Source organism: Glycomyces sp. NRRL B-16210, assembly GCF_000719515.1.
Classification (GTDB): Bacteria; Actinomycetota; Actinomycetes; order Mycobacteriales; family Micromonosporaceae; genus Glycomyces.
In genome coordinates, this window is the sequence record NZ_JOGR01000005.1 from 183,803 (window position 1) to 203,634 (window position 19,832).

A 19,832-nucleotide genomic window follows, 5' to 3' on the forward strand; every position below is an offset into this window, starting at 1 on the left:
ATGCCTTACGCCGGCACACGAAGCAATCCGGTGCTGCACATCATCGCGGCGGTGTTCGGGCTCATCGCCCTGATCATCCTGCTGCACCTCGCGTTCGTCCTACTGGAGGCCAACCCCGGCAATCCTCTGGTGAACTTCATCGGCGACCTCGCCAACTGGTTCTCCTGGTTGTTCCGCGACATGTTCACCGTCGAGGACGACAAGGCCAGGGCCGTGGCCAACTACGGCCTCGCGGCCCTCGTCTACCTCGCCATCGGCGGGATCATCACGGGAGCGGGACGCCGTTTCCGCAGGTAAGACCCGCTGCAAGCACGAGAGGGGCCCGGACGCTCGGCGTCCGGGCCCCTCTCGTGCCGATCAGTCGGCGTCGCGCATCCGCAGCAGCTTCCTCGCCTCCACAGTGGATATGACCGGCCGCTCCGCCAGCGACGCCGCGTAGGCCGCCCGCGCCACGAGCTGGTCGTTCCCGGTGACCGGCTGCCGGCGCGCGAACGAGACGGTGTCCTCCATGCCCACCCGCAGGTGCCCGCCGTGGGCGAGCGAGGCGAACATGACCGGCAGACTCGTCTTCCCGATCCCGGTGGCGGAGAACGTGGTCCCCTCCGGCAGGTACCGGCGCACGGCCTCGGCGAACGCGGTCACGGTTGACGCGTCCCCGGCCGCCCCGCCCGGCACCCCCAGCACGAAGTCCACGTGCACGTGCTCGCCGAACGGCAGCCCGTGCCGTTCGAGCAGCCGCTCCAGGGCCGCCACGTGCCCGAGGTCGAACAGCTCGTATTCGGGCACCACCGCCCGCTCCAGCATCCGCTCGTGCAGCTCCACGATGAAGTCCCAGCGGTTCATGAACACGTCGCCGCCGAAGTTCACCGTGCCCATCGTGCACGAGGCCATGTCCGGTTCGGCGTCGAGCACGGCCAGGCGCGCCGCCTCCTCGTCGCGCACCGACCCGCCCGTCGACAACTGCACGATGAGGTCGGTCGTGTCGCGCAGGGCCGCGACCGCGTCGCGCAGCCGCACCGGGTCCAGGGTCGGGCGCGCCGCGTCGTCGCGCAGGTGCACGTGGATGATCGACGCCCCGGCCCGCTCGCAGTGCACGGCCGTGTCGACCAGTTCGTCCAGCGTCACCGGCAGGGCCGGGACCTCGGCCTTGTCGACCTCGGCCCCCGTGGGGGCCACCGTGATCAGGGTTCCCGTCATAAGACCTCCGCAGCGTCGTGTTGGGCGGCGGCGGCCCGTCGCGAGACCGCCGCGGCCGCGTTCCCGGCCTCCCGGACGGGCCCGGGCGGGTGCATGTTCCCCCACCACTGCTGCCCCGCCTTGGAGAGCGTGTCGATCGGGTCGTAGAACGGGTACCGCCGCGTCAGCGCGTCGGCGTCGTCGGCCTCGATCGAGGTCCGGTAGTTCTTCGTCCAGTACGAGATGCCCAGCTCGCGGTCGTACTCCGACAGCTGGTGGACCCAGCGCTTGCCGACCATCGGCACGTCGCAGATGATCCGCGGCGTCGCGTACCCCGGCAGGTAGCCCATGATCGCCGTCTGGAGGTCCTGCGCCTGCGCCACCGAGGTCCGCCAGTGCTCGGCGTTGGGGATCATGTCGCACATGTAGAAGTAGTACGGCAGGATGTTCGCCTCGCCCTGCATCGCGAAGCACAGGTCGAGCAGGTCGGCCTGGGTGTCGTTGATGCCGCGCATGAGCACGCCCTGGTTGCGCACGTCCCGCACGCCCGCGTCGAGCATCGCCGCCGCCGCCTTCGCCACGCCCGGCGTCACCGAGTTGACGTGGTTGATGTGCGTGTGGATCGCCAGGTTCACGCCCCGGTCGGCCGCGGTCTTGGCGATGCGGCCCATGCCGTCGACGATCTCGGGCTGGAGCCAGTGCTGCGGCAGCCCCATGAGCGCCTTGGTCGCCAGGCGGATGTCGCGGATCGTCTCGACTTCGAGCAGCCGCTCCAGGAACCGCTCCAACTGGCGCCACGGCAGGTTCGCGACGTCGCCGCCGGAGACGACCACGTCCCGCACTCCCGGGTGCGCCTCCAGGTACTCCAGGATCGCCGTCTGGCGGTCCACCGGCTTGAGCGCGAGCCGCCGCTTGTCCACTGTGGGCGTCGAGTTGCCGACCAGGTCCATCCTCGTGCAGTGCCCGCAGTACTGCGGGCACGTGGACAGCAGCTCGGCGAGCACCTTCGTCGGATACCGGTGGGTCAGCCCCTCGGCGGCCCACATGTCGTGCTCGTGCAGCGAATCGCGGCCCGAGAACGGATGCGAGGGCCAGTCCGTGCGCCGGTCCGAGGCCACCGGGAGCATGTACCGGCGTATCGGATCGGCCAGGAACGCCTCGGTCCACGAACCCGCCCCGGTCGCCTCGATCCGAGGGACCATCGTGTTGAGCATCTGCGGCGGCAGCAGCATCGACATCGTCGCCGAATCCGCCATGTCCGCGGCCAGGTCCTCGAAGAACGCCTCGCCGAGCCGGTCGCCGACCACCTCCCGCAACTGCTTGACGTTCTTGACGCAGTGCGCCCGCTGCCACTGGGCCGAAACCCAGTCCTCGGCGGTCACGGCACCCCAGCCGGGGAACCGCGTCCAGTCCGGTTCGACGAGTTCGCGCCGCCGGTACTGGTAGGGCTGCTCGATCAGTCTGGGTTCATTCGCACCGAACGGTCGATCCGACACCTTCGCACCTCCATGCCCGGGATGTTCGCCCGGAGAAACCTCGCAGACGGAGGATAGCCGCCTTGTGACGAGGATAACCTTCCGTTACTGTTGTGCGCTAGGTCCCGCATATTGAGACTCCGTAACATCCCTTTAACTGGAAGGGCGGCAACGATGTCGACAGCCTCACCGGTCGGTTCGCACCGAGTCGTCAGCCCCGCCGGAGCGCTGCCACAAGCGGCCGACCGGCTGGACCCGCACCCCGAGATCGCCGAGGACGAAGTCCGGATCGGCGTCGAGCGCCTCAACCTCGACGCCGCCTCCTTCCGGCAACTGCGCACCTCCCACGGCGGCGACGGCGACGCCGTCCGCGCCGCGGTCCTCGACATCATCGAGCGGCGCGGCAAGATGCACAACCCCGTCACCGGCTCCGGCGGGATGCTCATCGGCACCGTCGAAGCCGTCGGCCCCCGCTCCCCGCTCGGCCTCAAAACCGGCCAGAAGGTCGCCACCCTCGTCTCGCTCACCCTCACCCCCTTGCGCATCACCGACGGCCTCGCCCGCTGGGACGGCCGCACCGAACAGGTCCCCGCCGCCGGACACGCCATCCTCTTCGGACGGTCCATCGCCGCGGTCCTCCCTGAAGACCTCCCCGAACACCTCGCGCTCGCCGTCCTCGACGTCTGCGGCGCGCCCGCCCTCGTCAGACGCGTCGTCGCCCGCCGCGCCCACGGCACGGTCGCCGTCCTCGGCGCCGCCGGCAAATCCGGCTCCCTCGCCCTCGCCGCCGCACGCGACGCCGGAGCCGCCACCGTCCTCGCCGTCGTCCGCGACCAGATCGAAGCCGCCCAACTGCGCGGCACCGGCCTCGCCGACCGCATCGCCGTCGCCGACGCCACCGACCCCCTCGGCCTCGCCCAGGCCGTCACCGCCGAACTCGGAGGCGGCGCCGACGTCACCGTCGTCTGCGTCGACGTCCCCGGCTGCGAACACGGCGCCGTCCTCGCCACTAACACCGGCGGCACCGTCGTCTTCTTCTCCATGGCAACCTCCTTCCCCGCCGCCGCCCTCGGAGCCGAAGGCCTCGCCGCCGACGTCGAGATGCTCATCGGCAACGGCTACGTCCCCGGCCACGCCGACTACGCCCTCCACCTCGTGCGCGAGAACCCCCACCTCAAAGACCTCTTCACCGCCCGAGTCGGGGAGGCACGATGACCGCGAAGCCGCTCCTGCCGCTCGACCCCGCCCTCGTGAACGAGGCCCGCGCCCTCGCCGCCCGCGCGGCCCAACCCGTCGTGGACCTCGCCCGCACCCACACCACCGTCTCGGTCGAACGCGCCATGCTCCGCATCGCCGGACTCACCGGCGCCGACCCCGACGGCATCCCCTGGGTCAACCGCCTCGCCGACGCCGTCGCCGGCCAGGTCGGCATCGAACACGGCATCGCCCTCCCCGTCTTCCACGCCCTCAAGGACTTCCCCGACCTCACCCGCCTCGCCCACGCCGCCGCCGCAGGCGCCGCCCGCTTCACCCTCCCCACCGACAACGCCGCAGACGAAGCCCGCGAACGCGCCACCGCCGCCGTCACCACCGGCTTCGACCGCATCGACCGCTCCCGGCGCCGCCGCGACGCCCTCGTCACCGAGGTCGGCGACCCGCCCCAACGCCCCTGGATCTACCTCATCGTCGCCACCGGCGACATCTACGAGGACATCCCCCAAGCCCAGGCCGCCGCCAAGGCCGGGGCCGACGTCATCGCCGTCATCCGCTCCACCGGCCAGTCCCTCCTCGACTACGTCCCCGAAGGCGCCACCCGCGAAGGCTTCGCCGGCACCTACGCCACCGGGGAGAACTTCCGGCTCATGCGCGCCGCCCTCGACGAGACCTCCCGCGAGGTCGGCCGCTACATCCGCCTCACCAACTACGCCTCCGGGCTCTGCATGCCCGAGATCGCGGCGCTGGCGGGGATGCACCGGCTCGACATGATGCTCAACGACTGCATGTACGGCATCCTCTTCCGCGACATCAACCCGATCCGCACCTTCGTTGACCAGCGCTTCAGTCGCCAGGTCCACGCCCGCGCCGGGATCATCATCAACACCGGCGAGGACAACTACCTCACCACCGCCGACGCGGTCGAGGCCGCCCACACCGTCACCGTCTCCCAGCTCCTCAACGAGCGCTTCGCCCACGAGGCGGGCCTGCCCGACCCGCTCCTGGGGCTCGGCCACGCCTTCGAGATCAACCCCGAAGTGCCCGAGTCGTTCCGGCTCGAACTCGCCCACGCGCTCCTGGCCCGCCAGCTCTTCCCGGACGCACCGCTGAAATGGATGCCGCCGACCAAGCACATGACCGGCGACGTCTTCCGCGGGAACCTCCTCGACGGGTTCTTCAACCTCGCCGGGGTCATGACCGGGCAGTCGATCCTGCTGGTGGGCATGATGACCGAAGCGGTCGTCACCCCCTGGATCTCCGACCGCGACATCGCCCTCCAGAACGTGCGCTACGTGCTCTCCTCCTGCGCCGGGCTCGCCGAGGACTTCCACCCGCCCGCAGACGGCTTCATCGCCAAGCGCGCCAACGAAGTCCTCGGCGAGGCCGTGGACCTCCTCGGCCGCATCGTGGACGACGGCCTGCTCAACGCCATCGCCGACGGCACCTTCGGCATCATGAAGCGCCCCGCCGACGGCGGCCGCGGCCTGGAGGGCGTCGCGAAGCGCGCCGAGGACTACTGGAACCCGGCCTCGGAAATCCTCGATGCGGACCAGACTCCGATCTTCGAACGACGCGGAGGCGAGGACCGATGAGCCGCATCGTCAGGCCCTACGGGGACACCACCGGCGACGGCATGGTGCAGCTCTCCTTCACGCTGCCGATCCCGCACGACAAGCGCGCCGAGGGCGCCGCCCTCCAACTCGCCGCCAAGATGGGCCTCGACGGCGCGATGCTCGTGCACGCCAAGCCCATCGGCGAGGGCTTCACCTTCTTCGTCGTCTACGGCGCGGCCACGCACCTCGTCAACCTCGACGAGGTCAAAGTGGTCGAACGCGACTACCCGCACCTGAGCCCCAAAGAAGTCAACGACGCCATCCGCGAACGCCTCGGCCGCAAGCTCTGCGTCGTGGGCGCCTGCATCGGCACCGACGCGCACACCGTCGGCATCGACGCCATCCTCAACATCAAGGGCGTCGCGGGGGAGAAGGGCCTGGAGTACTACCGCGAGCTGCGCGTGGTCAACCTCGGCGCGCAGGTCGCCGTCCCCGATCTCGTCAACCGCGCCGTGGACGAAGGCGCCGACGCGGTCCTGGTCAGCCAGGTCGTGACCCAGAAGGACGCCCACCTGCACAACACCCGCGAGATGGCCGCCGCCTTCCGCGAGGCCCTGCCGCCCGGGAAGCGCCCCCTGCTCGTGGTCGGCGGGCCCCGCTTCGACGAGGGCGCCGCCGCCGAACTCGGCGTCGACCGCATCTTCACCCGCGGCACCACGCCCTCCGACGTGGCCTCCTACCTCGTCCACCGCCTCGTCACCGCCCGCCGGGACCACTCCGAACCGGGCCCCTCCGACACCGAGCTGCAAGAGGAGACCGCATGACCGGCCACGACGGCACTTCGGTGACCCACCGCCGCTACATCCCCTACAGCCACGCCCACTACGGCGGGAACCTCGTCGACGGCGCCTACGGCCTCGGCATGTTCGGCGACGTCGCCACCGAGCTGTGCATCCGCACCGACGGCGACGAAGGGCTCTTCGCCTCCTACAGCGACGTGCAGTTCCTCGCGCCCGTGCGCACCGGCGACATCGTGGAGGCCACCGCCACAGTGGTCCGCACCGGCACCCGCAGCCGCACCGTCGAGTTCACCCTCACCGTCGTCTGCCGCGCCGACCCCGACCGCGCCGACTCCGCCGCAGTGGTCCTCGACCCGCCGATCACCGCCACCACCGCGACCGGCACCGTCGTGGTGCCGTGAACGGGCACGGTCCTGTGAACCGGCACAGCGCCGCACCGGTCGTCCTGTGCGTCGACGTGGGCTCGACCTACACCAAGGCCGCCGCCATCGACGCCGCCACCGGCGCGCTCCGCGGCACCGCCTCCCACCCGACCACCCTCGACACCGACGTCATGGACGGCCTCCTCGCCGCCGCCGTCGAAGCGAGCCCGAGCGGCGCCGAGATCACCGACACCCTCGTCTGCTCCTCCGCCGGCGGCGGCCTGCGCCTCGCCGTCATCGGCAACGAACCGCTGGTCACCGCCCGCGCGGCCTACCGAGCCGGTCTCAGCGCCGGCGCCCGCGTCGTGGACGTCCGCGCCGGGCACCTCACCCCCGGCGACTTCACCGGCCTCGCCGCGGCCCGGCCCGACGTGGTCCTCCTCGCCGGCGGCACCGACGGCGGCGACGAGACCGCCCTGCGCACCCACGCCGAAGACCTCGCCGCCTCCGGCCTGCGCACCCCGGTCGTCCTCGCGGGCAACGCGAACGCCGCCGCCGACCTCACCGCCCTCCTCACCGCCGCCGGGATCGGCGTCACCGCCGTCGACAACGTCCTGCCGCGCATCGGCGACCTCAACCCCGCGCCCGCCCGAGGCGCCCTCCGCGAGGTCTTCCTGCGCCACGTCATCGCCGGCAAGCACCTCTCGGCCAGCGCCGACTTCACCCGCCTCGTCAAGGCCGCCACCCCCGACGCCGTGCTCACCGGCGTCGAAGTCCTCGCCGACCTCCTTGCCGGCACCGACCTGTCGGACCTCCTCGTGGTCGACGTGGGCGGCGCGACCACCGACGTCTACTCCGTGCTCACCCCCGACGCCGAACTCCAGGGGCCCCGCGCCGAGGTCGCCGGCACCGCCTGGCGCTCGCGCACCGTCGAAGGCGACCTCGGCGTCCGCCACACCGCCGTCGGCATCGTCGAAGCCGCCGCCGAAGAAGACCTCCCGGTCCCCGCGGGCCTCGCCGAAGCGGCCCGCCGCCGCGGCGAGGACCCCGGCCTGCGCACCGACGACCTCGCCGACGACGCCGAACTCAGCGCGCTCGCCGCCCGCATCGCGGTGCGCCGCCACGCCCGGGGCGAACGCATCGGCGGGCCGACCGAGCCGCTGCGCGGCGGCAAGGACCTCGCCGCGGTCGGCCTCGTCGTCGGCTCCGGCGGCGTGCTCCGCCGCGACCCCGAGGCCGCCGAGCGGCTGCGCGAAGCGGTCGGCGGCGACACCTCCGGCGGGGTCCGGCCGCCGAAGGACTCGCGGTTCGCCGTCGACGCCGACTACCGGCTGGCCCCCGCCGGGCTCCTCGCCGCCAACGGGCACCGCGACCTCGCCGCGCGCCTGCTCGCCGAATGGCCCGCGATCGCCTGAAACCGGTGCAACCGCTCCGGCCCCGAACGGCGTATTAGCTCTTGCACACCCCTAAAGCCGTTGTAAGCCAACGAAAGGCGATCATGGAACGACGTGGTGTAATCAAACTCGGTGCCGGTCTCACCGCCGGGGGCGCCGTCCTCGGGACCACCTCCGCCGCTCACGCGGAGCAGTCGACCTCGCAGTCCCTCACGACCGCCCAGCAGATCAAGGCCGTCTACGACACCGAGATCGCCAAGGCCGGCGGCACCTGGCAGGGCAAGGTCACCCTCCTCAACGGCACCGGCGCGCCCGTGACGGCCGTCGACCACAGCTCGAACAGCGTCAAGACCGCCGCCAGCACCAACAAGCTCGGCATCGCCCTCGGCGTCCTCGACAAGATCGACCGCGGCGAACTCGCCCTGGACGACCGGGTCACCCTCACCTCCGACATCATCCTCACCGGCTCGGGCTTCTACTTCCACCAGACCGCCTACGGCGACGAGATCACCGTCGCCAACATCCTGGTCGCCATGCTCCTGACCTCGGACAACACCTCGGTGCGACTGTGCGGGCTCGTCTGCTCGCCCGCCGAGATCAACGAGACGCTCGCGGCGAAGGGCTTCACCGACACCCGCGTCGTCCCCAACCCGGACAACCCGACCCGCATGTGGCTCGGCGACACCACCGCCTGGGAGACCAACGACCTGCTCACCCGCCTCGCCAAGGGCGAGCTGCTCTCCGCGGGCCGCACGAGCTTCTTCCTCAACGTCCTCAAGGGCCTCAGCGGCTACCACGACGGGTTCCGCCGCAACATGTCCTCGGTCGAGCGCGCCCGCGTCGCCATGAAGTACGGCGCCGACGACGCCAACCGCAACGAGGCCGGCGTGGTCTACAACGCCGCAGGAGCGCCCGCGCTCGTCTACGCCTTCATGTCCCAGTTCGACGACCACTGGGGCAACTACGGCGCCACCCACCCGGCCGTCCAGGCCCACGCGGCCATGGGCCGGCAGATGTTCGACATCGTGAACACCGCCGGGCTCGCCGCGACCGACGCGGTCACCCTCGACGCCGAGCAGGCCGGCACCGCCGGACTCGCCGGGTAACCAGGCACGCGGTCCCCGGCGGCGGCCGGCGCCGCCGGGGATCGCGGCGTTCCGCGCGCCACATTCCAGGCTCGTGTCCCGGTCGGCGGCTGGGCGCGCGGGAGTACGGTTCTCTGGTTATCCCACACCTGAAGGAGTGATCAAGCGTGGACGTGGAGCGCACCGAGCTGCCCGGAATCGGAGTGCGGTTCGAGTTCGAGACCAAACGCCATGTGCGCCTTGGTATCGTCGCCCATCGCGAGGGCCGTCGCGATTTCGTCATCTACGATCCCGACGATCCGGACTCGATGCTCGACTGCATCGTCTTCTCGGCCGACGAGTCCGCCGCGATCGGCGAACTGCTCGGCGGCGCCCGCATCGTCGAGAAGCTCAACCGGCTCCACCACGAGATCGACAACCTCGTCTCGCGCCAACTGCTCGTGGACGCCACCAGCCCCTACGCCGAACGGCCCCTCGGCGACACCCGCGCCCGCACCCGCACCGGCGCCTCCATCGTCGCCGTGGTCCGCACCGACGGCGTCGAGACCGGCCCCGCCCCCTCCTCGACCCTGCACGTCGGCGACCGCCTCGTGACGATCGGAACGCAGGAGGCCGTCGATGCCGTCGACCGGATCCTGCGCGGTATCGAATAATGCACGAGACCGTCGAACTCCTCCTCGAACTGGGCGTCCTCGTCGGCGTCCTGGGTCTGCTCGGGGCGTTCGCAGGCAGGATCGGGATCTCGGCCATCCCGCTCTACCTCCTCGCCGGGCTCGCGTTCGGCCACGGCGGCCTCTACGAGCTCCACTCGATCACCGGCTTCCTCGACGTCGGCGCCGAGATCGGCGTGGTCCTGCTGCTGTTCACCCTCGGCCTCGAATACACCCCGCGCGAACTCCTCGGCACCATGAAGACCTCGTGGACCGGGGCCGTGGTGGACCTGGTCCTCAACGCCGCGCCCGGCGTGGCCTGCGCGCTCCTGCTCGGCTGGGGCCCGGTCGCCGCCGTCGTCTTCGGCGGCGTCACCTACGTGTCCTCCTCGGGCATCATCGCGAAGGTCCTCTCCGACCTCGGCTGGCTCGGCAACCGCGAGACCCCCACGATCCTCTCGCTGCTCGTCGCAGAAGACCTGATCATGGCCCTCTACCTGCCGATCCTCACCACGATCCTCGCCGGCCTCGCCTTCGCGCAGGCCGCCTGGGGCCTGGCGATCGCGCTGCTGGCCGTCGCCGGGGCCTTCGTGGTCGCCTCCCGCTGCGGCGGGCTGCTCTCGCGCTTCCTCGCCTCGCCCTCCGACGAGATCCTGCTGCTCAAGATCCTCGGCATCGTCCTGGTCGTCGCCGGCCTCGCCGAGCAGGTCCACGTCTCGGCCGCGGTCGGCGCGTTCTTCGTCGGCATCGCCCTCTCCGGCGAGGTCTCACGACAGGCCGAGGAGACCCTCGAACCGCTCAAGAACCTGTTCGCGGCGATCTTCTTCGTCAACTTCGGGCTCGCGACCGATCCGACCGCGCTGCCACCGGTGCTGCCGGTCGCGGTCACGCTCGCGGTCGTGACGATCGCGACGAAGTTCGCCACCGGCTGGTGGGCGGCCGGGCAGGGCGGGTCGGCCTTCACCGGCAGGCTCAGAGCCGGGCTCGTGCTGCTGCCGCGAGGCGAGTTCTCGATCGTCATAGCCGGGCTCGGCGTCACCGCCGGGCTCAACCCCGAGATGGGCTCGGTCGCGGCGGCGTACGTGCTCATCCTGGCCGCCATCGGCCCGCTCGGCCCGCGCCTGGCGGGCCCGATCGTCGCCAAGCGGCGCAAGCAGGCCCGCGCGAGGCGACTCGCCGAGGCCGAGATCCGGCCCCCGGAGTGAAGACTGCGACAGCCGCCACCGCACGGCGCGATCCGTTATCGCGGCTTGATAGAACTCAACGATGGCTGAAACCGCGAAAGAGCCCCGCCCCGCAGACGAGGTCGTCGACATCGCCCGCGACCTCATCCGCATCGACACCACCAACACCGGTGACAACGCGACCGCCAAGGGCGAACGCGCCGCGGCCGAATACGTGGCCGAGAAGCTCGCCGAGGTCGGCCTCGAACCGAAGATCTACGAGTCCGCGCCCGGCCGCGCCTCCGTCGCCTGCCGCTTCCCCGGCGCCGACCCCGCCCGCGGGGCCCTGCTCCTCCACGGCCACCTCGACGTCGTCCCCGCCGAGGCCGACGAATGGTCCGTCCACCCCTTCGGCGGCGAGATCAAGGACGGCTACCTCTGGGGCCGCGGCGCGGTCGACATGAAGGACTTCGACGCCATGCTCATCGCCCTCGTCCGCTCCTGGCGGCGCGAAGACAAGGTCCCCCCGCGCGACCTGGTCCTGCTCTTCACCGCCGACGAAGAGGCCGGCTCCGACTACGGCGCCCGCTTCATGGTCGAGCAGCACCCCGAGGTCTTCGAAGGCGTCACCGAAGCGGTCGGCGAGGTCGGCGGCTTCTCCATGACCCTCCCGAACGACCTGCGCGTCTACGTGGTCCAGACCGCCGAGAAGGGCCTCGACTGGCTCCGCCTGCGCGCCACCGGCCGACCCGGCCACGGCTCGATGCTCCACGACGACAACGCCGTCACCCGACTCAGCCGCGCCGTCGCCAACATCGGCCAGCACAAGTTCCCCGTCGAGATGACCCCCACGGTCCGCCAGTTCCTCGAATCGGTCTCCGAACTCACCGGCGTCGAATTCGACCCCGAGAACCCCGACGAGACGGTCGCCAAACTCGGCCCCATCGCGCGCCTGGTCGGAGCGACCCTCCGCAACACCGCCAACCCGACCCGCCTCAACGCCGGATACAAGACCAACGTCATCCCCTCCACCGCCGAAGCGGTCATCGACTGCCGGTCCCTGCCGGGCCGCAACGACGAACTCGAGGCGATCCTCAAAGACCTCGCCGGCGCCGGCATCGACTTCGAGTACGAGATCCGCCAGCCCGGATACGAGACCTCCTTCGACGGGCCCCTGGTCGACGCCATGGCCGAAGCCGTCCGCCTCGCCGACCCCGGCGCCGTCACCGTCCCGTACATGCTCTCGGGCGGCACCGACGCCAAGGCCTTCGCGACCCTCGGCATCCGCTGCTTCGGCTTCGCCCCGCTCAAACTCCCCGCCGACCTCGACTTCACCGCCCTCTTCCACGGCATCGACGAGCGCGTCCCGCTCTCAGGCCTCCAGTTCGGCGTCGACGCCATGGACCGCTTCATCGCGCGGTCCTTACGAGCACCAGGCGGGCCCTCGCGCGGTGAGCACCCTCACCGCGCGAGGGCCCGCATCCGCCCTGGACACCGCACTGCCGCCGCCGCTACCATCGACAGCGATGTTGATCTTCCTCTAGAAGCAGCCGGGTCCCCGCGTCGAGCACCGCTCCGCACCGACCCACAGGGCGCGCATCGCGAACCACGAAGTCCGCACTTCCCGCCATGCGCGCCGCCGCCCCGCAATACCCTCGTCACGACTGCTCTCTGGAGGCGCCAGTGCTCCGCCACGCCCAACTCTCCCTAGTGGACGTCACCAAGCGCTACGGCGCCAACCTCGTCCTCGACCGCATCACCTTCGCCCTCAAACCCGGCGAACGCCTCGGCGTCGTCGGCGACAACGGCTCCGGCAAGTCCACCCTGCTCAGGCTCCTCGCGAAGGTCGAGGAACCCGACAACGGCGAACTCACCGTCGCCTCACCCGGCGGCGTCGGGTACCTGCCGCAGCAGCTCGACCTGCCCGAGGACCGGACCGTCGCCGACGCGATCGACCTCGCGCTGGCCGACCTCCGCGAGATCGAGGCCGCCATGCGCGAGGCCGAGCACGCGCTGACCGACGACCCGAAGGCCGCCGAGGCCTATGCCGATCTCACCGCCCGCTTCGAAGCCCGTGAAGGCTGGGACGCCGACCACCGCGTCGACCTGGCCCTGTCCGCCCTCGGCCTGCCCGGACTCGACCGCTCCCGCCTTCTGGGGACCCTCTCAGGAGGCGAGCGCTCGCGGCTCATGCTCGCCGCGACCCTCGCTTCGCGGCCGGCGCTCCTGCTGCTCGACGAGCCGTCCAACGACCTCGACGACGAAGCGGTGGCCTGGCTCGAAGCCGAACTCCGCGACTGGTCGGGCACGGTCGTTGCGGTCACCCACGACCGGGCGTTCCTCGAAGCGGTCACCACCACCATGATCGAAGTGGCGGACCGCAAGGCCCGCCGCTACGGCAACGGCTACGCGGGCTACCTGGCCGCGAAGGCGACCGAACGCCAGCAGGCCCAGGCGGCCTATGAGCGGTGGCACGCTGAAGTCGAGCGCCAAGAGGGCATCCTGGACCACAACGCCGCCCGAGCGAGCGCGATCCCGCGCAAGCTCCCGATGGCGAACATGTCCACCGGAGCCTTCCGAACCCGCAGCCGCAGCCACGGCGCGCAGAGCCGGATCAAAGTGGCCAAGCAGCAGCTCGAACGCCTCCATGCCAACCCGGTCGCGCCGCCGCCAGAACCGCTCCGTTTCGAGCCGAATCTCGCCACCGCGAGCGCGGGCGAGGAAGCGAGTGCGGAGGGACCCGCGCTGCACCTCAGGGAAGTCAGAGTCGGCGACCGTCTCAATATCCCGGAACTCAAGGTGGCCCAAGGCGAAAGGGTCCTGGTGACCGGACCGAACGGCGCGGGCAAGACCACGCTGATGCGGGTCCTGGCCGGAGAACTGGAACCCGACGAAGGCGAGGTCGAGCGCCGTGGAGCGGTAGGCCACCTGCGCCAGATCGCCGGCCCCGGCTCGGCCCGAGCCTCGGTGCTGCGGGCCTTCGCGGAAGGACGAGTCGGCACCTTGGAGGAACACGCCGAAGCCCTGTTCGCGCTGGGACTCTTCGACCCCGAGCAGTTCGGGGTTCCGGTCTCGGCGTTGTCCACAGGCCAGCGCCGCCGCCTGGAACTCGCAAGGCTCGTGTCGAGGCCGGTCGATGTACTGCTGTTGGACGAACCGACCAACCACCTGTCCCCGGTACTCGCCGAAGAACTCCAGCAAGCCCTGGCGATCTACACCGGAACAGTGGTCCTGGTAAGCCACGACCGCCGCCTCCGTGGCTCCTTCGAGGGCCGCCACCTGCAAATGCACTCGGGATCGATCACCGCATAAGAGCCCCGTAGAGCGCGCCGGCACCCGGGCAGAAGCAGTCAGGGTTCACGGATCAGGCTTCAACGGCCCGGGCCGACGTGCCGGCCGCGGCGTAGCGCCGTGACGATGAGGACGGTGCCGACGATGGAGTGGAGGGCGCCGATCACGATCCAGGACCGCACTGGGTCCACTTGCGGAAGGAGCAGCATCGCCGCGGTGTTGCCGAGGTGGAAGCCACCGTGTACCCCGATCGCGGCCCAAAGCGAGCCGGTCCACAGTTGCATGCCGACCGCCAGCAGGGAGAAGCCGAACGGCAGGGCGAGGTAAATCAGCTGTTCCGCGAAGGAGGTCTGGCCGCCGTTGGAGGCGAGGTGGATGACGGTGAACGTCAGCGTCGTCACCGCGATCGCGAGAACAGGGCGCGTGCGCATGGTCGAGAGCAGCCAGCCGCGGTAGAGCAGTTCCTCGGGGATCGCCTGCAACAGGAACGCCTGCGAGACGATCCCGATAAGCCCGAAGGCGAGTATCGAAGCGGAGTTGACGTCCGCCTCCGTCGAGACTGGCCCCGTCGCGGGGAGCACGGCGATCGCCGCGACGACCAGGCCGCCCGCGACGAGGATCGCGAGCAGCAGCCACCCGGCCGAGTGCCGCGTCCACCGCCAGCCCGCGTCGCGCAGGTCGCGCCGTTCGACGAGCCGCATCCACGTCCGCACTGCGACCACCGTGACGGTGAGCACGCACGCGTGCAGGAGCACTGACGCGACCGTCGCCGCCAGAGGGTTCTCCGTCAGCGACCCCTCAAGCCCCGGTACGGCCATGAGGAGCGCGAACAGACCCGCGACGAGGAAGTTCGCACCGAAGAGGACGCCCACCGCGACGACGGCGCGCACGGCGATGCCCACCGGGCCGAGTCCGAGCCGCGGCTCGGGCGGCGGCGTTTCGAGGACCGGCCGGGACTGTACTTGAGTGTGGTTCATACCTGGAACGCTAAGCCGAAGAATTCGATCGTCCTGGGCCCCAAGGTCATCGGGAGTGATTACCGGAGTTACGACCGGACAGCGGGAATTCGTGACTCCGGTCATCGCCGCACGACCTGCGACCTGCCTACCCTGGATCAATGTCTGAGCCCACCTCGCGCCGCTCCGCGTTCCTGGACGGCACCGTCGGGATCGGGCTCACCGGGCCCGTCCTCGCGATAGTCGCGGAACCGCAGCCCGAGTTGTTCACCTGGACCATGTCCGCCGCGATCGCCGCGACCGTCGCGGCATGGATCGTGTGGCGGCGGGCGCCGCGGCTCCAGAGTGCCGCGGCGATCGCGTTCGCCGTCTTCGCGTCGGTCGTGCTCATCCTCGGCGGCGGTCCGCTCGCGTTCGGCGCCGCCTGGGTGGCGTGCCTGGCGCTCGCTCGCAGCTTCGGGGGGAGGGTGGCGCTCTACTACACGGCGGCCCTCAGCCTCACAGCCTTCGCGCTCCACGCCGCGACGGGCAGCTCTTGGCAGACGAGCCTGATCGAGAGCGTCTTCACCGGCGTGCTCGCCGGCTTCGGCACCGCCTTCGCACTCGTGCTGGACGATGCCGACCGTGTCGAACGCGAACGCGCACTGCTCAGCGCCGAACGCGAAGCGACACTTGCGAGCCTGAAACACGCGAACGACGAGCTCCAGCGCCGGCTCGGCACCGAACAGGATCTCGCGCTCGCCGAAGAACGCGCCCGCACCGCCCGCGACCTCCACGATGGACTCGGCCATCGGTTGACGGCCATCGGACTGTCGCTCGAATACATGCAGCGCATGCGCGACCGCGATCCTGAACGCGCCTGGTCGGAGCTGGCGCGGGCACGAGCCTCGGTGAGCGAAGCGCTCGAAGCCATGCGCACCGTCGTGCGCGCCATGCACCCTGTCGAGCTGGCCACTCTCCGCGGCACCGACGCCTTCAGCGCGATCGCCGACGCCTTCCGCTCCAGCGGTCTCGACATCCGCGTCACCGTCGACGGCGTGCGCGAGCTCTCGCACGAACACTCCGTGCTCCTCGTACGTTTCATCCAAGAAGGACTGACGAACGTCGTCAGGCACGCGGACGCCGGCCGCGTGGACCTCAATGTCGCCGTTCAACAGGACGGCATCGAAGCCTCGATCGAAGACCTCGGCAGGCTCCCGGCGGCGCCCGCCTCGGACGGCTTCGGGCTGCGGTCCCTCCGGGCGCGAGCCGAATCGCTCGGCGGCTCCCTCCACGCCGCGCCCGCCCCCACAGGGTTTCTCCTGAAGATCGCGCTGCCCGCGCACTGCGAGCGGACCGTCGCGGCATGAACGGCATCCGCGTTCTCGTCGTTGACGACCAGGAGCTACTGCGCCGCGGACTGCGCATGCTCCTAGAGACCGAAGAGGACATCGAAGTGGTCGGCGAGGCCGAGCACGGACTGCGCGCGCTCGCCGCGATTCCCGCGCTGGCACCCGATGTCGTGCTCGCCGATGCGCGGATGCCGGAGCTCGACGGCATGGGGCTCGTCGAGCGGTGCGGGAGGGACCATCCGGGTCTGCCGGTGCTGGTGCTCACCACCTTCGACGACGCGCGTCTGGTGCGCGCGATCCTCGAGGCGGGCGCCGCGGGCTTCCTGCTCAAGGACATCTCGACCGAGGCGCTGAGCGAAGCCATCAGGCAGGTCGTGCGGGGCGGACTCGTCATCGACCCGCGTGTCGCCCGCGCGGCGTTCCGCTCCCCCGCCCCCGATCCCGCGATGCCGCACTTGTCGGCGACCGAACTCGCCGTGGCCGAACTCGTCGCGCTCGGGCTCCCCAACGCGCAGATCGCCGAACGCCTGAAGTTTGCCCATGGCACCGTGAAGAACACCGTCTCCGCGCTGCTGCGCAAGTTCGGCGCCCGCGACCGCACGGCCCTTGCACTCCGACTCGTACACGGCCTCGACCTCGGGGCAGCGGCACCCGCGGACATTTCTGTATCTCAGCCGCCCGTTCCCTCCCAACCACCGCCGAACAGGTCCTGAAAGTCACACCGACATACCCGGTCGCCCAAGGGGACGGCGTCGCGGGCCGGTGGACCGGCAAGAGCACCGCAATCCAGGCCCGCAACGGCAGGACCCGCGTCTGCGGGAGTGCGACTACGGCGAACGCAACGGCCACCCGGTCAGCGAGAGAGCCGCCGTCCGCGCCGATCACATCGAGCGGCCCTTCCCCGGCGGGCAGGGCGGCACTACACCGTCTCGGCGGACTCGATCGATGGCGCCGTCACCGGCGGGCGATGACCAGTTCCCTTGCGGCCGAGGCGCATTGGACAGCGTACTCGGACGGCGGGTAACCGATGACGTTCTTGAAGTCGTGCGTGAAGTGGGCCTGGTCGGACCATCCGAGCTCGGCGGCCAGTCCGGCCAGGTCCACTTCCGCGTCGGCCGCGAGGCGGTCGGCCGCGTCGTGGAGCCGGTACCGGCTCAGCAGCGTCTTCGGGCCGAGCCCGATGTACGCCTGGAACAACCGCTGCAAGCGCTTGGGGGTCGTGAAGAACCGCGCGGTGACTTGGTCCACCCGTGTGATGCCGCGATCCTCCAGCATCGCCGCCACGATCCGCAGCAGCTCCTCGTAGCGCTCGTCCACCCGCTCGGGCATCCGCGCGCTCAGGAACCGTGTCACGGCCGCTGCCACCGCTTCGTCGCCGCCGCCCATCACGACCGCGTTCAGTTCCTCGACCGGGCTCCCGAACACCGTCGCCGCTCCCGCGACCCAGTCGGCGAACGCGGCCGCGTCGATCCCCGTGAACGCCGTGAACCCGCCCGGGCGGAACTTCGCCCCGAACACCCGCCCCGCGCCTGTCAGCGGATGTCGCGAGACCGCCATCCCTGGCCCGTGCACCTCCGGGCCCAGTCCTGGCATGAAGCTCAGGTTCACGCACGGGTGCGGGATCACCACCGACTCGTACGAGGCCCCCTCCGGCAGGTCCCAGTGCACCGACCAGTACCGCTCGACGTACGTCCCCAGCGGCCCGCCGACCGGGTATCGCCGCAGGTCGATGTGCCGCGCCGCCTCCTGCGGCCGCAGCATGCCCTTGTCGCTCGCGGTCGGTCCCGTCATGCCCACGATCGTAGATCGGGGGTACGTCGCTTTTTTACAAGCGCAGCGGCGGCGGGCCGACGAGACTGGGCCCATGAGCGAAACCAGCGTCAACCCGATTCCCGACGGCTATCACTCGATCACGCCGTTCATCGTCGTCAAGGAGGCCGCCAAGGCCATCGACTGGTACACCCAGGTCTTCGGCGCCGTCGAACGCACCCGCAACACCGGCCCGGACGGCACGGTCTGGCACGCCGAGATCCAGATCGGCGACTCGATCCTCCAACTCGGCGACCCGAACGAGGGCTTCGGCATGGAGGTGCCCGATCCCGAGCGGATCACCTCCTCGCTCGTCCTCTACGTACCCGACTGCAACGCGGTCTTCGCGAAAGCGGTCGAAGCGGGGGCGACCGTGCGCGAGGAGCCGTCCGTCTTCCTCACCGGCGACCTGTACGGCTCGATCGCCGACCCGTTCGGTCGGCGCTGGGCCATCATGACCCGTGTCGAGGACATCCCTCTCAAGGAAGGCGAGCGCCGCGTCGACGAGTGGATCGCCAAGATGGGCGAGAGCGAAGGCTGACCACTGCGATTACGGGGCGGGCCTATGGCCCGCCCCCTCAATAGCTCTCCGGGTACCCCACCGTCGGCGCCGACACGTCGTCGAGCGCCAGCCGGATCTCCGGCGGCAGAAACAGCTGCTCGGTCGCCAGCGAGGCCCGCAACTGCGTCGCGTTGCGCGCTCCCACGATCGCCGAGGCCACCCCCGGCTGGTCCCGCACCCACGCCAGCGCCACCTCCAGGGGACTCACCCCGAGCCCTTCGGCTGCCGTCGCGCACGCCTCCACGATCCCCGCCGACCGCTCGTCCAAGTACGCCGCCGCGAATCGCGACCACTGCGCCGAGGCCGCGCGCGAGTCGGCGGGCCGCCCGAACCGGTACTTGCCCGTCAGCACCCCCCGGCCCAGCGGCGACCATGCGAGCATCCCCAGCTCCATCGCCAGGCACGCGGGCAGCACCTCCCGCTCGACGCCCCGCTGGAGCAGCGAGTACTCCACCTGGCTCGCCACGATCGGGGTCCGCCCGGGCCAGGCGGCCTGCCACGCGTACGCGCGCGCGGTCTGCCACCCGGTGTGGTTGGAGAGGCCCACGTACCGGACCTTCCCGCTCGACACCGCGCCGTCGAGGACCGACATGGTCTCCTCCAGCGGCGTGTCCGGGTCGTAGACGTGCAGGATCCACAGGTCGATGTAGTCGGTTCCCAGCCGCCGCAGCGATCCCTCGAGCGAGCGCATCAGCCACCCGCGCGAGGTGTCCCGCTTGCGCGGCGCCCCGTCGGTGCGCACGCCCGCCTTCGTGGCGATGTGCAGCTCCGAGCGCGCGGCGATCTTCCCGATGAGCTGGCCGATCACCGCTTCGGCCGCGCCCTGCCCGAAGACGTCGGCGGTGTCGACGAGCGTGCCGCCGGCCTCGACGAAGGTCTGGAGCTGCGCGGCGGCATCCTCCAGGCCGGCCTCGTCGGTGGTCCACGTCATCGTTCCCAGGCCCAGAGAGGAGACTTCGATGCCGCTGCGTCCAAGTGGTCGGCGTTCCATGAGCACACAAGGTACATCG

General features: G+C 70.8%; 18 protein-coding genes and 1 pseudogene. 14 read left to right on the top strand and 5 right to left on the bottom strand.

The window, feature by feature from the left end; all coding sequences use genetic code 11:
- A complete protein-coding gene (locus tag IF12_RS0108725) occupies positions 1 to 297 on the top strand; it encodes a hypothetical protein (protein ID WP_030156988.1) in 297 nt (98 codons plus the stop codon).
- Between the two features lie 60 nt (positions 298 to 357).
- On the opposite strand, the gene IF12_RS0108730 is transcribed toward IF12_RS0108725, so the two are convergent.
- Positions 358 to 1,197 carry a 3-keto-5-aminohexanoate cleavage protein gene (locus IF12_RS0108730; RefSeq protein WP_030156990.1) on the bottom strand — a complete coding sequence of 280 codons (840 nt, stop codon included), beginning with the start codon at positions 1,195 to 1,197 and terminating at the stop codon, positions 358 to 360.
- Positions 1,194 to 2,672, bottom strand: coding sequence for a KamA family radical SAM protein (locus tag IF12_RS0108735; RefSeq protein WP_051704146.1), 1,479 nt, complete (start codon positions 2,670 to 2,672; stop codon positions 1,194 to 1,196). The genes IF12_RS0108730 and IF12_RS0108735 overlap by 4 nt, the downstream gene beginning before the upstream one ends.
- Before the next feature lie 153 nt (positions 2,673 to 2,825).
- Between IF12_RS0108735 and IF12_RS0108740 the strand changes: the two genes are divergently transcribed.
- From IF12_RS0108740 to abc-f, 10 genes and pseudogenes are all read left to right on the top strand, one after another.
- A complete protein-coding gene (locus tag IF12_RS0108740; protein ID WP_030156995.1) occupies positions 2,826 to 3,866 on the top strand; it encodes a hypothetical protein in 1,041 nt (346 codons plus the stop codon).
- The gene (locus tag IF12_RS0108745) at positions 3,863 to 5,458 is read left to right on the top strand and encodes a lysine 5,6-aminomutase subunit alpha TIM-barrel domain-containing protein (RefSeq protein ID WP_035748706.1); all 1,596 of its coding nucleotides are present in this window, start codon (positions 3,863 to 3,865) and stop codon (positions 5,456 to 5,458) included. Before IF12_RS0108740 ends, IF12_RS0108745 begins: the two co-directional genes overlap by 4 nt.
- The gene (locus IF12_RS0108750) at positions 5,455 to 6,243 is read left to right on the top strand and encodes an OAM dimerization domain-containing protein (protein ID WP_051704147.1); all 789 of its coding nucleotides are present in this window, start codon (positions 5,455 to 5,457) and stop codon (positions 6,241 to 6,243) included. Before IF12_RS0108745 ends, IF12_RS0108750 begins: the two co-directional genes overlap by 4 nt.
- Complete coding sequence (locus IF12_RS0108755) at positions 6,240 to 6,620, top strand: hotdog domain-containing protein (protein WP_030157001.1); 381 nt, start codon at positions 6,240 to 6,242, stop codon at positions 6,618 to 6,620. Before IF12_RS0108750 ends, IF12_RS0108755 begins: the two co-directional genes overlap by 4 nt.
- A gap of 14 nt (positions 6,621 to 6,634) precedes the next feature.
- Entirely contained in the window at positions 6,635 to 7,996 is a 1,362-nt protein-coding gene (locus IF12_RS0108760; RefSeq protein WP_030157004.1) for a glutamate mutase L, read from the top strand.
- A gap of 83 nt (positions 7,997 to 8,079) precedes the next feature.
- Positions 8,080 to 9,081 (top strand): serine hydrolase, encoded by a 1,002-nt coding sequence (locus IF12_RS0108765; protein WP_051704148.1) that lies wholly within the window; start codon positions 8,080 to 8,082, stop codon positions 9,079 to 9,081.
- 146 nt (positions 9,082 to 9,227) lie between these two features.
- Complete coding sequence (locus tag IF12_RS0108770; RefSeq protein WP_030157008.1) at positions 9,228 to 9,713, top strand: cation:proton antiporter regulatory subunit; 486 nt, start codon at positions 9,228 to 9,230, stop codon at positions 9,711 to 9,713.
- The gene (locus IF12_RS0108775) at positions 9,713 to 10,915 is read left to right on the top strand and encodes a cation:proton antiporter (protein ID WP_030157010.1); all 1,203 of its coding nucleotides are present in this window, start codon (positions 9,713 to 9,715) and stop codon (positions 10,913 to 10,915) included. Before IF12_RS0108770 ends, IF12_RS0108775 begins: the two co-directional genes overlap by 1 nt.
- 61 nt (positions 10,916 to 10,976) lie before the next feature.
- Positions 10,977 to 12,287, top strand: a pseudogene (locus IF12_RS0108780) (M20/M25/M40 family metallo-hydrolase); the annotation flags it as partial.
- Positions 12,288 to 12,502: 215 nt separating this feature from the next.
- On the top strand, positions 12,503 to 14,185 hold the full coding sequence (gene abc-f, locus IF12_RS0108785) for a ribosomal protection-like ABC-F family protein (RefSeq protein WP_081913415.1): 1,683 nt from the start codon (positions 12,503 to 12,505) through the stop codon (positions 14,183 to 14,185).
- A 59-nt stretch (positions 14,186 to 14,244) separates the two neighbouring features.
- Here abc-f and IF12_RS23905 read toward each other — a convergent pair whose 3' ends face one another.
- Entirely contained in the window at positions 14,245 to 15,141 is an 897-nt protein-coding gene (locus tag IF12_RS23905) for a CPBP family intramembrane glutamic endopeptidase (protein WP_051704149.1), read from the bottom strand.
- A 140-nt stretch (positions 15,142 to 15,281) separates the two neighbouring features.
- Here IF12_RS23905 and IF12_RS23910 point away from each other — a divergent pair, with 140 nt between their 5' ends.
- Positions 15,282 to 16,469, top strand: a complete 1,188-nt coding sequence (locus IF12_RS23910) for a sensor histidine kinase (RefSeq protein ID WP_051704150.1) — start codon at positions 15,282 to 15,284, stop codon at positions 16,467 to 16,469.
- Positions 16,466 to 17,164, top strand: coding sequence for a response regulator transcription factor (locus IF12_RS0108800; RefSeq protein WP_081913417.1), 699 nt, complete (start codon positions 16,466 to 16,468; stop codon positions 17,162 to 17,164). The genes IF12_RS23910 and IF12_RS0108800 overlap by 4 nt, the downstream gene beginning before the upstream one ends.
- Before the next feature lie 241 nt (positions 17,165 to 17,405).
- Here IF12_RS0108800 and IF12_RS0108805 read toward each other — a convergent pair whose 3' ends face one another.
- On the bottom strand, positions 17,406 to 18,242 hold the full coding sequence (locus tag IF12_RS0108805; protein ID WP_030157025.1) for a helix-turn-helix domain-containing protein: 837 nt from the start codon (positions 18,240 to 18,242) through the stop codon (positions 17,406 to 17,408).
- A gap of 73 nt (positions 18,243 to 18,315) precedes the next feature.
- Between IF12_RS0108805 and IF12_RS0108810 the strand changes: the two genes are divergently transcribed.
- A complete protein-coding gene (locus IF12_RS0108810; protein ID WP_030157028.1) occupies positions 18,316 to 18,801 on the top strand; it encodes a glyoxalase/bleomycin resistance/extradiol dioxygenase family protein in 486 nt (161 codons plus the stop codon).
- Between the two features lie 37 nt (positions 18,802 to 18,838).
- Here IF12_RS0108810 and IF12_RS0108815 read toward each other — a convergent pair whose 3' ends face one another.
- A complete protein-coding gene (locus tag IF12_RS0108815) occupies positions 18,839 to 19,813 on the bottom strand; it encodes an aldo/keto reductase (protein ID WP_030157031.1) in 975 nt (324 codons plus the stop codon).
- Positions 19,814 to 19,832 lie beyond the last annotated feature (19 nt).

What these genes read in the sequence shown, in the direction of transcription:
- IF12_RS0108810 (WP_030157028.1), top strand. Translation starts at nt 18,316, where the DNA reads ATGAGCGAAACCAGCGTCAACCCGATTCCCGACGGCTATCACTCGATC.
- IF12_RS0108725 (WP_030156988.1), top strand. Translation starts at nt 1, where the DNA reads ATGCCTTACGCCGGCACACGAAGCAATCCGGTGCTGCACATCATCGCG.
- IF12_RS0108815 (WP_030157031.1), bottom strand. Translation starts at nt 19,813, where the DNA reads ATGGAACGCCGACCACTTGGACGCAGCGGCATCGAAGTCTCCTCTCTG.
- IF12_RS0108800 (WP_081913417.1), top strand. Translation starts at nt 16,466, where the DNA reads ATGAACGGCATCCGCGTTCTCGTCGTTGACGACCAGGAGCTACTGCGC.
- IF12_RS0108775 (WP_030157010.1), top strand. Translation starts at nt 9,713, where the DNA reads ATGCACGAGACCGTCGAACTCCTCCTCGAACTGGGCGTCCTCGTCGGC.
- IF12_RS0108740 (WP_030156995.1), top strand. Translation starts at nt 2,826, where the DNA reads ATGTCGACAGCCTCACCGGTCGGTTCGCACCGAGTCGTCAGCCCCGCC.
- IF12_RS0108805 (WP_030157025.1), bottom strand. Translation starts at nt 18,242, where the DNA reads ATGACGGGACCGACCGCGAGCGACAAGGGCATGCTGCGGCCGCAGGAG.
- IF12_RS0108745 (WP_035748706.1), top strand. Translation starts at nt 3,863, where the DNA reads ATGACCGCGAAGCCGCTCCTGCCGCTCGACCCCGCCCTCGTGAACGAG.
- IF12_RS0108730 (WP_030156990.1), bottom strand. Translation starts at nt 1,197, where the DNA reads ATGACGGGAACCCTGATCACGGTGGCCCCCACGGGGGCCGAGGTCGAC.
- abc-f (WP_081913415.1), top strand. Translation starts at nt 12,503, where the DNA reads ATGCGCGCCGCCGCCCCGCAATACCCTCGTCACGACTGCTCTCTGGAG.
- IF12_RS0108750 (WP_051704147.1), top strand. Translation starts at nt 5,455, where the DNA reads ATGAGCCGCATCGTCAGGCCCTACGGGGACACCACCGGCGACGGCATG.
- IF12_RS23910 (WP_051704150.1), top strand. Translation starts at nt 15,282, where the DNA reads ATGTCTGAGCCCACCTCGCGCCGCTCCGCGTTCCTGGACGGCACCGTC.
- IF12_RS0108755 (WP_030157001.1), top strand. Translation starts at nt 6,240, where the DNA reads ATGACCGGCCACGACGGCACTTCGGTGACCCACCGCCGCTACATCCCC.
- IF12_RS0108765 (WP_051704148.1), top strand. Translation starts at nt 8,080, where the DNA reads ATGGAACGACGTGGTGTAATCAAACTCGGTGCCGGTCTCACCGCCGGG.
- IF12_RS23905 (WP_051704149.1), bottom strand. Translation starts at nt 15,141, where the DNA reads ATGAACCACACTCAAGTACAGTCCCGGCCGGTCCTCGAAACGCCGCCG.